The 12,864-nt window shown below is 70.1% G+C and carries 8 protein-coding genes and 2 pseudogenes; 6 read left to right on the top strand and 4 right to left on the bottom strand.

The genetic code is table 11. The annotated features are described in order from the left end of the window. The 6 genes and pseudogenes from NBW84_RS16345 to NBW84_RS16320 form a co-directional block, all read left to right on the top strand. A pseudogene (locus NBW84_RS16345) lies at positions 1–186 on the top strand (NADH-quinone oxidoreductase subunit J); the annotation flags it as partial. Further along, positions 183–482: an NADH-quinone oxidoreductase subunit NuoK gene (nuoK, locus tag NBW84_RS16340; protein WP_250285606.1), complete on the top strand. Its 300-nt coding sequence runs from the start codon at positions 183–185 to the stop codon at positions 480–482. The pseudogene NBW84_RS16345 and the gene nuoK, both read left to right, overlap by 4 nt. Before the next feature lie 278 nt (positions 483–760). Then, on the top strand, positions 761–2,722 hold the full coding sequence (gene nuoL, locus NBW84_RS16335; RefSeq protein WP_250285605.1) for an NADH-quinone oxidoreductase subunit L: 1,962 nt from the start codon (positions 761–763) through the stop codon (positions 2,720–2,722). Between the two features lies 1 nt (position 2,723). Beyond that, positions 2,724–4,310, top strand: coding sequence for an NADH-quinone oxidoreductase subunit M (locus NBW84_RS16330; RefSeq protein ID WP_250285604.1), 1,587 nt, complete (start codon positions 2,724–2,726; stop codon positions 4,308–4,310). Between the two features lie 17 nt (positions 4,311–4,327). Beyond that, positions 4,328–5,902, top strand: coding sequence for an NADH-quinone oxidoreductase subunit NuoN (nuoN, locus tag NBW84_RS16325; RefSeq protein WP_250285607.1), 1,575 nt, complete (start codon positions 4,328–4,330; stop codon positions 5,900–5,902). Between the two features lie 16 nt (positions 5,903–5,918). After that, positions 5,919–6,920: a polyprenyl synthetase family protein gene (locus NBW84_RS16320; protein WP_250285603.1), complete on the top strand. Its 1,002-nt coding sequence runs from the start codon at positions 5,919–5,921 to the stop codon at positions 6,918–6,920. Between the two features lie 220 nt (positions 6,921–7,140). Here NBW84_RS16320 and NBW84_RS16315 read toward each other — a convergent pair whose 3' ends face one another. The 4 genes and pseudogenes from NBW84_RS16315 to NBW84_RS16300 form a co-directional block, all read right to left on the bottom strand. Then, positions 7,141–8,427 carry a hypothetical protein gene (locus tag NBW84_RS16315; protein ID WP_250285602.1) on the bottom strand — a complete coding sequence of 429 codons (1,287 nt, stop codon included), beginning with the start codon at positions 8,425–8,427 and terminating at the stop codon, positions 7,141–7,143. Between the two features lie 657 nt (positions 8,428–9,084). Next, positions 9,085–10,146, bottom strand: coding sequence for a 2-oxoacid:ferredoxin oxidoreductase subunit beta (locus NBW84_RS16310; protein ID WP_250285601.1), 1,062 nt, complete (start codon positions 10,144–10,146; stop codon positions 9,085–9,087). Next, positions 10,143–12,029 (bottom strand): 2-oxoacid:acceptor oxidoreductase subunit alpha, encoded by a 1,887-nt coding sequence (locus NBW84_RS16305; RefSeq protein ID WP_250285600.1) that lies wholly within the window; start codon positions 12,027–12,029, stop codon positions 10,143–10,145. The genes NBW84_RS16310 and NBW84_RS16305 overlap by 4 nt, the downstream gene beginning before the upstream one ends. A gap of 627 nt (positions 12,030–12,656) precedes the next feature. After that, positions 12,657–12,864, bottom strand: a pseudogene (locus tag NBW84_RS16300) (hypothetical protein); the annotation flags it as partial.

The raw sequence follows: 12,864 nt of genomic DNA, 5'->3' as shown, positions 1-12,864 counted from the left end.
GTCTACGCCCGGCCCCAGGACGCCCGGCTGCCGGCGGGCCTGCCCGGCGGTGCCGGTCCCGGCGCGGGCCGCGACGCCGGGAGCCCTGGGGACGCCGGGGCTCCCGGTGACGGCGACAACGGCGCCGGGGCGCATGGCCGCGGCAACCAGCGTCCGGTCGGGGCCGGGAAGGGGACGGGCCGGTGAACCCCGCGAACTATCTGATCCTCGCCGCGCTGCTGTTCACCATCGGCGCGGTCGGTGTCCTGCTGCGCCGTAACGCGATCGTCGTCTTCATGTGCGTCGAGCTGATGCTGAACGCGGCGAACCTGACCCTGGTCACCTTCTCCAGGATCAACGGCACCCTGGACGGCCAGATCATGGCGTTCTTCGTGATGGTGGTGGCCGCGGCCGAGGTGGTCATCGGCCTGGCGATCATTCTTACGATCTTCCGCACCCGCCGGTCCGCCTCGGTGGACGACGTGAACCTGCTCAAGTACTAGCCAGTTCCTCAGGTGTGTCACCGGTGACGATCTCACCAGGCGCCGGTGGGACGTGGTGGCCGGGACCCCGGTCACGGCAGAACGGACGATGAGTGCAGTGACGCATATACCCCACGGCCATACGCACCGTGTCGACACGCGTGGTGTCGACGCGTGTGGCGGCAGGGCATCCGAGGGCCGTGCATCCGACGGCCACCTGCCTGACGAGCACCTGCCTGACGGCCACCGGCCAGCCGGCCGCCTCCTTGCCGGCCGCCTCTTCGAGGGCGAGGTACCCCATGCCGCATGAGGTGGGACACGAGGTGGGATACGCGGCGGCCAGCGGCGTGTTCTCGGCCACGTGGCTGCTGCTGGTGCTCCCGCTGGCGGGGGCGCTGATCCTGCTGCTCGGCGGGCGGAGGACCGACCGCTGGGGCCATCTGCTGGGCACCGCGGCCTCCGCGGCGAGCTTCGTCGTGGGGCTGGTGCTGTTCTTCGGGCTGCGCGGCCGGGCCGCCGATGACCGGCAGGTCGCCCAGCACCTGTTCTCCTGGATCTCGGTCAACGGCTTCCAGGTGGATGCCGGCCTGCTCTTCGACCAGCTCTCCGCGGTCTTCGTGCTGCTGATCACCGGCGTGGGGACGCTGATCCACATCTACTCGATCGGCTATATGGCGCACGATCCCGGGCGGCGCAGGTTCTTCGCCTACATGAACCTGTTCCTGGCGTCCATGCTGCTGCTCGTCCTCGGGGACAACTTCCTCGTCCTGTACGCGGGCTGGGAACTGGTCGGCCTGTCGTCCTTCCTGCTGATCAAGTTCTGGGAGTACAAGCCGGCCGCGGCGACCGCGGCCAACAAGGCCTTCTACATGAACCGGGTCGGCGACGTGGGGCTCGCCCTGGCCATCATGCTGATGTTCGCCACGGTGGGCAGCACGAACTACGACTCGGTGCTCGGCGCCGCCGCCGCCGACGTCATCGGGTACGGCACGCTGACCGCGATCGCCCTGCTGCTGTTGCTCGGCGCCTGCGGCAAGTCCGGCCAGTTCCCGCTGCAGGCATGGCTGCCGGACGCGATGGAGGGCCCGACCCCGATCTCCGCGCTCATCCACGCCGCCACCATGGTGACCGCCGGGGTCTACCTCATCGCCCGCGCCAGCCCGATCTTCACCGAGACCCAGGCCGCCCGGACGGTGGTCGTCATCATCGGCGCCGTAACGATCATCATCGGCTGCGTCATCGGCTGCGCCTACGACGACATCAAGAAGGTGCTCGCCTACTCGACGGTGAGCCAGATCGGGTACATGTTCCTCGCCGTGGGGCTGGGCCCGGCCGGTTACGCGCTCGGCATCGCGCACCTGCTGGCGCACGGCTTCTTCAAGGCCGGCCTGTTCCTCGGCTCCGGCTCGGTGATCCACGCGATGGACGACGAACAGGACATGCGGAAATACGGTGGCCTGTGGCGGCTGATGCCGGTCACCTGGGCCACCTTCGGCCTCGGCTACCTGGCCATCATCGGCCTTCCCCCGCTGTCCGGGTTCTTCACCAAGGACAAGATCATTGAGGCCGCCTTCGACAAGGGCGGCACCAGCGGGTACCTGCTCGGCCTGACCGCGCTGCTCGGCGCGGGCATCACCGCCTTCTACATGACCCGGCTGTTCCTGCTGACCTTCCACGGGGAGCGCCGCTGGTCGTCCTCGGGCGAACACGCGAAGCACCCCCACGAGTCCCCGAGGGTGATGACCGGGCCGATGGCGCTGCTGGCCGTGGGCTCGGTGTTCGCCGGTGGGCTGTTCATCGTCGGCGGCACCCTGCAGGACTGGCTGGCACCGGTGTTCGGCGAGGGGCACGAGGAGGGCGCACACACGCTCTCCCCGGCGGTGGTCACGGCGCTCACCCTGCTGGTCGCCGCCGGCGGCTTCGCCGGGGCCTACCTGCGCTACCAGCTCCGCCCGGTGGAGGCCGTCGGCCGCCCCGACTCCGAGGTCGGGCTGGTCACCGTGGCCGCCCGGCACGATCTCTACGCCAACACGTTCAACGAGACCGTGTTCATGCGCCCGGGGCAGTACCTCACCCGCTTCCTGGTCTGGCTGGACACGGTCGGGGTGGACGGGCTGGTCCGGGGCACCGCCGCCGGGATCGGCGGCCTGTCCGGGCGGCTGCGCCGCACCCAGACCGGGTTCGTCCGCTCCTACGCGCTGTCGATGTTGGGAGGTGCTGTCCTCGTGGTCATGACGGCGCTGCTGGTAAGGACCGGATGACGTGAACAGTTTCCCGTGGTTGACCCTCCTGTTGATCATCCCGGCCGCCGCGGCGGTCGTCGTCGCGGCCGTCCCGCGACGGCTGGGCACGCTGGCCAAGCAGGTCACGCTGGCGGTCACGCTGGTGGAGTTCGTGCTGGCGCTGCTGGCGACCATCGCGTACGAGCCGGCAAAGGCCGGCTTCCAGTTCTCCCAGAAGTACTCCTGGATCAAGCAGTTCGGCATCTCCTACTCGGTGGGCGCCGACGGGATCTCGCTGGTGCTGATCCTGCTCGCGACGCTGCTGGTGCCGATCGTCGTGCTGGCCTCCTGGGACGAGGTCGACGCCGCCTCCCCGGACGGCGCGCCGGTGGCGGGCAGGCGCAGCGTCCCGGCGTTCTTCGCGCTGCTGCTCGCGCTCGAGGCGGGGATGGTCGGGGTGTTCGCCGCCACCGACGTCTTCCTGTTCTACGTCTTCTTCGAGGCGATGCTGATCCCGATGTACTTCCTGATCGGGAGCTACGGGCCGGTGAAGGAGCAGGCGCAGCGGTCCTACGCGGCGGTGAAGTTCCTGCTCTACAGCCTGTTCGGCGGGCTGCTCATGCTGGCCGCGGTGATCGGTCTCTACGTGGTCTCGTCCGACCAGCTCGGCACCGGCACCTTCGACTTCGCCACCCTGCGCCAGCTGGACATCACCCCTGGCGTGCAGAAGCTGCTCTTCCTGGGCTTCTTCATCGCCTTCGCCATCAAGGCGCCGCTGTTCCCCTTCCACACCTGGCTGCCGGACGCGGGCGCGCAGTCGCCGACCGGCGGCGCGATCCTGCTGGTCGGCGTCCTGGACAAGGTCGGGACCTTCGGGCTGATCCGCTACTGCATCCCGCTGTTCCCGGACGCGTCGTCCTACTTCGCGCCCGTGGTGCTCGCGCTGGCGGTGATCGGGATCTTCTACGGGGCACTGCTCGCCATCGGCCAGCGGGATATGAAACGCCTGGTGGCGTACACCTCGCTGGCCCACTTCGGCTTCATCGCGATGGGCACCTTCGCGCTGACGTCGCAGGCGGGCACCGGTGCCGTCCTCTACATGGTCAACCACGGGCTGTCGACGGGCCTGCTCTTCCTCGTCGTCGGCTTCCTGGTGGCCCGGCGCGGCAGCCGGGACGTGGGGGCCTACCGCGGTATGGCGCAGGTCACACCGGTGCTGGCCGGCGTCTTCCTCATCGCCGGGCTGTCGTCGCTGGCGCTGCCCGGCCTGAACAGCTTCGTCAGTGAGTTCCTGGTGCTGGCCGGGACGTTCACCCGGTACCGGGCGCTGGCCATCGTGGCCACCGCCGGCATCGTGCTCGCCGCGATCTACATCCTCTATCTCTACCAGCGGACGATGACAGGACCGGTGGTGTCCGAGGATGCTCGTGGAGTGCTCGATCTCAGCGTCCGCGAGAAGATCGTCGTCGCACCGGTGGTCGCTCTGATCATCGCCCTCGGCATCTACCCGAAGCCGCTCATCGACATCGTCCGGCCGACTGTCACGGCGACGTTCGAGGATGCCGGGCACACCGACCCCACACCAACCGCCCCCGTGAACGCAAGCCAGGCCGGAGGCCACTCGTGAGCGCCACAGCATCCGCCATCGCCGCCCCGCAGGTGCTGGCCCAGGGCGCGCAGGGGACGATCGACGTCCCGGCGATCCAGTACAGCGCGCTGAGCCCGATCCTCATCGTCTTCGGGGTGGCGCTGGCGGGTGTGCTCGTCGACGCGTTCGCGCCGGCCAGGGCCCGCCGGGGCATCCAGCCGCTGCTGGCCGCGGCCGGGTTCGTGGCCGCGTTCGTGGCGGTCGTCCTGCTGCACGCCCGACGGCAGGTGCTCGCGGCCGGGGCGCTGGCCATCGACGGCCCGGCCCTGTTCCTGGAAGGCGCCATCCTGCTCTTCGCCCTGCTGGCGGTGCTGCTGGTCGCCGAGCGGCGGCTGGACTCCTCCGGCGGGGCGATCGTGGCGTCGGCGGCGATCACCCCGGGGTCGCCGGGCGCGACCGCCCAGCGTTCCTCCGCGGCCGTGCAGACCGAGGCGTACCCGCTGATGGCGTTCTCGGTGGCCGGGATGCTGCTGTTCGTCTCCTCGAACACGCTTCTGATCATGTTCGTCGCGTTGGAGATCCTCTCCCTGCCGCTGTACCTGCTCGCAGGCCTGGCCCGCCGCCGCCGCCTGCTCTCCCAGGAGGCGGCGATGAAGTACTTCCTGCTCGGCGCCTTCTCCTCGGCGTTCTTCATCTACGGCCTGGCCTTCATCTACGGCTACGCCGGCAGCGTCAGCCTCGGCCGGATCGCCGATGCCGCGGGCACGGTCGGCGCGAACGACACCTACCTCTACCTGGGGGTGGCCCTGCTCGGCATCGGCCTGTTCTTCAAGGTCGGCGCCGCGCCGTTCCACTCCTGGACACCGGACGTCTACCAGGGGTCGCCGACCCCGATCACGGCCTTCATGGCCGCGGGCACGAAGGTGGCGGCGTTCGGCGCGCTGCTGCGGCTGTTCTACGTCGCCTTCGGCGGGCTGCGCTGGGACTGGCGGCCGATAGTCTGGATCATCGCGATTCTGACCATGGTGGTCGGCGCGGTGCTGGCACTGACCCAGCGTGACATCAAGCGGATGCTCGCCTATTCGGCGATCGCCCACGCCGGCTTCCTGCTCACCGGGCTCGCCGCGGCCAACAGCGACGGGCTGAGCGGCTCCCTGTTCTACCTGGTCGCCTACGGCTTCACCACGATCGCCACGTTCGCTCTGGTCACCCTGGTGCGGACGGCGGACGGCGAGGCGAGCGACCTGTCCCAGTGGCAGGGGCTCGGGCGGCGCTCACCGCTGCTCGCGGGGATCTTCGCCTTCCTGCTCCTCGCCCTGGCCGGCATCCCGCTCACCAGCGGATTCACCGGGAAGTTCGCCGTCTTCGAGGCCGCGATCGCCGGTGACGCGACGCCGCTGGTGGTCGTCGCCCTGGTCACCAGCGCGATCGCCGCGTTCTTCTACGTCCGAGTGATCGTTCTGATGTTCTTCCAGGAACCGGGTGCGGACGGCCCCATAATTGTCACTCGTCCGACACTCACCTACGCGGCCGTCGGCATCGGCGCGGTCGTGACGCTCCTGCTGGGAGTCGCGCCACAGCCTCTGCTCGATCTCGCCGGTACCGCGGCCACGTCCGGCTTCGTACGCTGACGCCCAGGGAATCCACATGAGCGCAACGGGGCTGAACCTCGTGGGGATCAGGACCGACCCTGATCTGGAGCAGGCTGTCCGTCGCGGCCTCCACGAGGTCGAACGGCTGCTACGCGACGCCGTCCGCAGCGACGTGCCGTTCGTCACCGAGACGTCCCGGCATCTGGTGGACGCCGGCGGCAAGCGTTTCCGGCCGATGGTCGTCCTGCTCGCGGCCCATTTTGGTGACCCGGACGCCGTCGGCGTGCTGCCGGCCGCGGTCGCCATCGAGCTCACCCACCTGTCGACGCTGTACCACGACGACGTCATGGACGAGGCGCCGCTGCGGCGGGGAGCGGCGTCGGCGAACGTCCGGTGGACCAACACGATCGCGATCCTCACCGGCGACTTCCTCTTCGCCCGGGCCTCGGATATCACCGCCGACCTGGGGCCGGAGGCCACCCGCATCCTGGCCCGCACGATCGCGACCCTGTGCGAGGGGCAGATCCGGGAGACCGTCGGGCCGGTACCGGGACAGGACCCGGTCGAGCATCACCTCCGTGTGATCAGGGAGAAGACCGCGTCACTGATCGCCACCTCCGGCCGGCTCGGCGCGATGCTGGCCGGGGCCGATCCGCTCACCGTGGACGCCCTGGCCGCCTTCGGCGGCTACTTCGGGGTGGCCTTCCAGCTTTCCGACGATCTCATCGACGTCGCCTCCGACCAGGCCGCCTCGGGTAAGACACCCGGGACGGACCTGCGGGAGGGGATTCCCACGCTGCCGGTGCTCTACGCGCTTGAGGAGGACGACGCCGCCGCGGCCCGGCTGCGCGGCCTGATGAAGGACGGCTTCGCGGCGGAAGGCGCGCTCGCCGAGGCGCTGGACCTGCTGCGCGGCCATCCGGCCATGGGACGTGCCCGCCGTGAGGTGGCGCGCTGGGCGGGCCAGGCACGCGGCTGCCTGGCCGGGCTGGAGGAGGGGCCGGCCAGAACCGCGTTGGCGGCACTCGCGGACTACGTGATCGACCGCACCAGCTGACCCGTTCGCGGCCGCGTCGAGCGGCCTGTGCGCGCCCGGATGCGAACGCCGGATGCGCTGGACGCCCGGATGACTCCGGGCGAGCGGATGACTCCGGACGCCCGGATGACTGTTGAAGGAGCCGAGCGGAAGAAGCCGGGTGGAAGGAAAGGAGTGGGAGCCGCGCGGACGGCGCGGCCCCCACACAGGTGGATCCGGCTGTTTCCTTCCACCCGGTTTCTTATCTGCTCAGCGGCGAGAACGGCGGGGGATCGTAGAACTCGATCAGCTTGGTGGGCCTGTCGCCGAATGCCCCGCCCGCTCTGGCCGGGTGCGGCTGCGGGGCCGCTGCCTGGGCGTCCGGAGCCACGGCGGAGGACGTCGGCGGCTGGCTGGTTGAAGCGCTGCTCCCGGTGGCTGCCGGCACCGCCGCCGCGGGGGGCAGGGCCTCCGACGGGACGGGTGTGGGAGGGACCCCCACCAGGCCGGCCGCCGGGGCGGGTGCCCCGGCCAGTGGTGTCTGACCTGTCTCGAAGCCGCGCAGCGTGGTCGTGGTCGGCTGGGCGGATGGTTCGCTGGTCCGGGTGACTTCGACCGGATCGGTCACCGCCCCGCCCGGGAAGGCGGGCTGCTCAAGGGCGGGCTGTGTCGCCGGCGCGGGCGTCGGGGGCAGCGGGCCGGCCTCGCTGGGGGCGGCGTCGGCGTAGTACGCATGGGAATAGTACGAATACGCGGGATACGGGTACTCGGGATGGGTGGCTACGGCCTGCGGGAGATCCGTGCCCGCGGGGCTGGGAGCGCCGGCTGCCCACAGCGGGTCGTTCCCGGCGAAGCCCGGGCCAGGCGTGACGACGGTCTGCGGCGGTGGGGCGGCCGGCCGTGCCGCCGGTCTGTGCACGTTGCGGGAAGTTCTCCCCGCCGTCTGCTGGAGAACCGACGGCGAGCTGCCCAGCCCGACCGACGGTGCCGCGGCGGCTGCCCCGAGGTCGACGACCTGCTCGTCCTGGGCGCCGGCCAGGGCTATGCCGGTGAGCAGGGCGGATATCCCGGCGAGAGAGGCGGTACCGGTGGCGACCAGCCGGTTGCGGCTCGGCCTGGGCTGTCTGACGGTGGGCTGTCTGACGGGGATCTCCCGGTGCGCGCCGCGGCGTGTGCCGTGTGCCTGCCGGTCGTCCGGCCGTGCCCTGTCCGCGCCGAACGGGGACGGCCCGCTCAGCGTGTCCGGTTCAGCGGAGTTCATCAGTTGCTGGCGGGGGATGAACATCGCTCCCGGGCGCGCCGACACCGGCGGGGGGAACGCCGGCGCGACGGGCCGCAGGCGGGCATCCGGGCCAGCGTCGCGCTTCCGGAAGATCCGCGGTGATCTGACGGGCTCGGCCGCGCTCGGGCTGTCGGCGGTTGCCGCGCCGGCGTCGGCCCTCCTGCCGCCCGGCGTGCCGGTGGCCGCGGGTGTGCGCGCGGGAACGGCCCGCTGGGAGGCACTTGCTGCCTGCTTCCGTGAGTGCCGGGCAGCGGAGTGGTTACCCACGGCTCACCTCGCCCGCCACGGGGAGCGGCACCCAAGGAGAACGCTGTTGGACCTGCCGGCAACGGGACGATCTGTCCTGCACTGTGCCTCCGGATCGGTAGCTTGCTGTAGCCCCCGCGCTGTAGTCCCCACGCTGTAGCCCTCGAGCTGTAGCCCCCGAGCCCCCACCGCCCGCCGAGCTGTTATGAAGATCCAGAAAGGCGGATTCGGGATGCCAGAGCAATCACAATGCTAACCGACCGGTCACGGATGTTCCGACGCCATATGGACAACTTTCCATCAAAGGCGCTATTCGCTCCGCTGAGCGGCCTGCCGCTGTCCGGATGGCTCGAAGCGGTCCGGCATCCGTAGTGGGCCAGCGGCCGCCCTGGTGTAGTCCGGCCCGACCGGAGTCCCGAGGAGAAGAATCCCAGCCGCGTTCCTCGGTGGCCCGAGTTTCTCCGGAGCGGCGGATGTACAAGAAATTGTTTCGTAAAAGTCGTACGAAAAGAAAATTTTACGCCTGTCGATCGGCTGGTGCCGCGGGGCCCGGCGGGTATGCCCGCAACCGCGGCCGCGCGCTCCTCGAACTGTCGGGAGCCGACCGGCCGGGCCGCTCCGGTGGCTCCCGGCCGGACACGACCGAAGAGCCACCGGAGACGGTCCCGGGGGTGAATCTCAGGAAACCGTCCAGGTGTCGCCGCTGCCCAGCAGCTGTATCAGGTCGCCCTCGCCCTGGCGGGCCCGGGCGTCGGCGATCTGCTCGTTGAGCTGTTCGTCGTAGGTGGGCAGGTCGACGTCCCGGAAGACCCCGATCGGCGTGACCCCGGCCGAATCGCCGGTCAGCCGGGACAGCTCGAACGCCAGGCCCGGCTCGGCCGCGTGGGCGTCGTGGACCAGCACGCCCTCGTCGGTCGCGGCGCACACCTCCAGCTTGCCGTCCGGAGCGCGGCGGATGCCCTTGTCGCGTTCCGCGCCGAACACCAGCGGCTCACCGTGGGCCAGCCGCAGGGTCGCGTCGTCCTTGGACGAGCGGTTCTTCAGGGCGTCGAACGCCCCGTCGTTGAAGATGTTGCAGTTCTGGAAGATCTCCACGAAGGCCGAGCCGGGGTGGGTGGCGGCCGCGCGCAGCACCGAGGTCAGGTGCGCGCGTTCGGAGTCGATCGACCGGGCCACGAACGTCGCCTCGGCGCCGAGCACCAGCGAGATCGGGTTGTAGGGCCGGTCCAGCGAGCCGTACGGGGTCGACTTCGTGACCTTCCCTACCTCTGACGTGGGCGAGTACTGGCCCTTGGTCAGCCCGTAGATCCGGTTGTTGAACATCAGGATCTTGATGTTGACGTTGCGGCGCAGCGCGTGCAGCAGATGGTTGCCACCGATGGACAGCGCGTCGCCGTCACCGGTGACGACCCAGACCGACAGGTCCGGCCGCGAGACCGCGAGACCGGTCGCGATGGCCGGCGCCCGGCCGTGGATGGAGTGCATCCCGTAGGTCTTCAGGTAGTACGGGAAGCGCGAGGAGCAGCCGATGCCGGAGATGAACGCGATGTTCTCGCGGGCGATCCCGAGCTCCGGCAGGAAGCCCTGGACGGTGGCCAGGATGGCGTAGTCACCACAGCCGGGACACCAGCGGACCTCCTGGTCGGAGGTGAAGTCCTTGCGGGTCTGCGGCTGGCTGGCGGCGGGTATGAGGTCGAGCAGCCGGTTGGTGATACCGGTCTGGTTCGTCGTGACGGTCACTGCTTGATCACGTCCTCCAGGACACCCGCCAGTTCGGCGGCCTTGAACGGAAGCCCACGGACCTGGTTGTAGCCGATGGCGTCGACCAGGAACTCCGCCCGGATCATGGCCCTGAGCTGGCCGAGGTTCATCTCGGGGACGAGGATCCGGTCATAGGCGCGCACCACGTCGCCGGTGTTCTCGGGGAACGGGAACAGGTGGCGCAGGTGTGCGTGGGCGACCTGGAGCCCCTGCGCGCGGACCCGGCGGCACGCGGCCGCGATCGGCCCGTAGGTCGAGCCCCAGCCGAGGACGAGCACCCGGGCCTGCCCGGAGGGGTCGTCCACCTCGAGAGCGGGGATGTCGCGCGCGATACCGTCGATCTTCGCCTGGCGCAGGCGCACCATGCGGTCGTGGTTCGCCGGGTCGTAGGAGATCCCGCCGGAGCCGTCGGCCTTCTCCAGGCCGCCGATGCGGTGCTCCAGCCCGGGGGTGCCGGGCACGGCCCACGGCCGGGTGAGCGTCTCGTTGTCGCGCAGGTACGGCCAGAACTCCGGGCCGTTGTCGCCGGTGTGGTTCGGCCCGGTCGCGAACGTCACCGGCAGGTCGGGCAGGTCGGCCCGGTCGGGCAGCAGCCACGGCTCCGAGCCGTTGGCGAGGTAGCCGTCCGAGAGCAGGATGACGGGGGTGCGGTACTTCGTCGCCAGCCGGGCGGCCTCGATGGCGGCGTCGAAGCAGTCCGCCGGGGAGCGCGGGGCGATCACCGGCAGCGGCGCCTCGCCGTTGCGGCCGTGCACGGCCATGCTGAGGTCGGCCTGCTCGGTCTTGGTGGGCAGCCCGGTGGACGGCCCGCCCCGCTGGATGTCGACGACGACCAGCGGGAGCTCGAGGGTCACCGCGAGGCCGATGGTCTCGGTCTTCAGGGCCAGGCCGGGCCCGGACGTCGTGGTGACGCCGAGCGAGCCGCCGAAGGACGCGCCGAGGGCGGCGCCGACGCCGGCGATCTCGTCCTCGGCCTGGAAGGTCCGGATCCCGAACCGCTTGTGCCTGCTCAGCTCGTGCAGGATGTCGGAGGCCGGGGTGATCGGGTAGGAGCCGAGGAACAGCGGCAGCCCGGTGAGCTCGGCGGCGGCGATCAGCCCGTAGGACAGTGCGAGGTTGCCGGAGACGCGGCGGTAGCGGCCGGGCTTCATCCGGGCCGGGGCGACCTCGTAGACGACGGCGAAGGCCTCGGTCGTCTCACCGTAGTTGTAGCCGGCACGCAGCGCCGCGATGTTCGCGGCGGCGATCTCGGGGCGTTTCGCGAATTTTTTCTCAAGAAACGCGACGACACCGTTGGTGGGCCGCTGGTAGAGCCAGCTCATCAGGCCGAGCGCGAACATGTTCTTCGCCCGCTCGGCCTCTTTCTTGTTGACGGTGCCGGTGCTGCTTTCCAACGCGTTCACCGCGTCGATGGTCATCGACGACAGAGGCACCCGGTGCACCCGGTATCCGTCGAGGGTGCCGTCGGTGAGCGGGTCGGAGGAATATCCGGCCTTCTTCAGGTTGGCACTGGTGAAGGCGTCGGTGTTGACGACGAGGTCGGCGCCGGCCGGCAGGTCCTTCAGATTTGACTTCAGCGCCGCGGGATTCATCGCCACCAGCATGTTCGGGGCGTCCCCGGGCGTCAGGATGTCGTGGTCGGAAAAATGGAGCTGAAATCCTGACACGCCGGCCGGGGTGCCGGCTGGGGCGCGGATTTCGGCCGGGAAGTCCGGTAGGGTGGACAAGTCGTTGCCGAACGCCGCCGTCTCACTGGTGAACTGTTCCCCGGTGAGCTGCATCCCGTCGCCCGAGTCGCCCGCGAAGCGGATGACGACCCGGTCGAGTCGATGGATTTGACGATCCCTGACCTGGCCTGACACGTTGTGTAACCTCCTCGGGTACCACTTGAGCGTACCGGCCGGACTATTGGCGTGGGGCGCAACGTCCCGACGGGGTCAGGCCCGTGTGATGAATATGACACATCCCGATGGGGGCGGCGCGTCGGCCAGCTGCTGGGATGTCGGCGATGAAATACTTTGCGGTTTTCTGGCGGAATGACAAAAAATTCGATTTTGTCAGGATATCCGCAAATTTTGTGTAAAAATTGTGTAATTGGATGTGCTGACCTGTCTCTCTGATGCTATCAGGCGGCCAGCCCCGTACCTGTTGCGGGTACCGCTTGCGAGGAGACGCGGAGAACGTGCGGTGAACAACGCCCGCGGCCGGCGGGGCGCGCCCGGCGGGGCGGTGGAGCCGGACCGGCCGAGACGTCCGCCCACATCCTTGTGGGGCGGACCGGATGAGGCCCACCGGTCCTGGACTCCTTGAGGGCCTGCCGGCCGGCCCTGTGCGGGGTCAGCGGAGCCGGAGACGAGCTCGCCGGGCCGGAGAGCCGGCGCTACACGGCCCTGCGCGCGGGGCCCATGGTCCGGTGGGGCGCGCGCAGGGCCGCGGCCGGGAACCCTATGGCCGGCGGGCCCGGGCCATACCCGGCCGGACACATCGGATTACGCCGGCCGGGAATCCCATGGCCGGCGGGCCCGGGGCGTGGGATCCGGTGGGAGCATGGCCAGGTGGGCAGGCATACGGATGCTGCCAGCGGCGACGCTGTCAGTAGTGGCGGCACCGCCGGTGGCAACGCTGCCGGTGGCGGCGCTGTTGGCGGCAGCGTTGCCGGCGGCGCCGACACCGCGCGGCCCGCGGGCGGGCCGGTGC

This window comes from Protofrankia sp. CiP1_Cm_nod2, assembly GCF_920664355.1.
In the GTDB taxonomy this organism is placed as follows: domain Bacteria; phylum Actinomycetota; class Actinomycetes; order Frankiales; family Frankiaceae; genus Protofrankia.
Note: the sequence above shows the minus strand (reverse complement) of the source record. Positions and strands in the feature narration are given on the sequence as shown.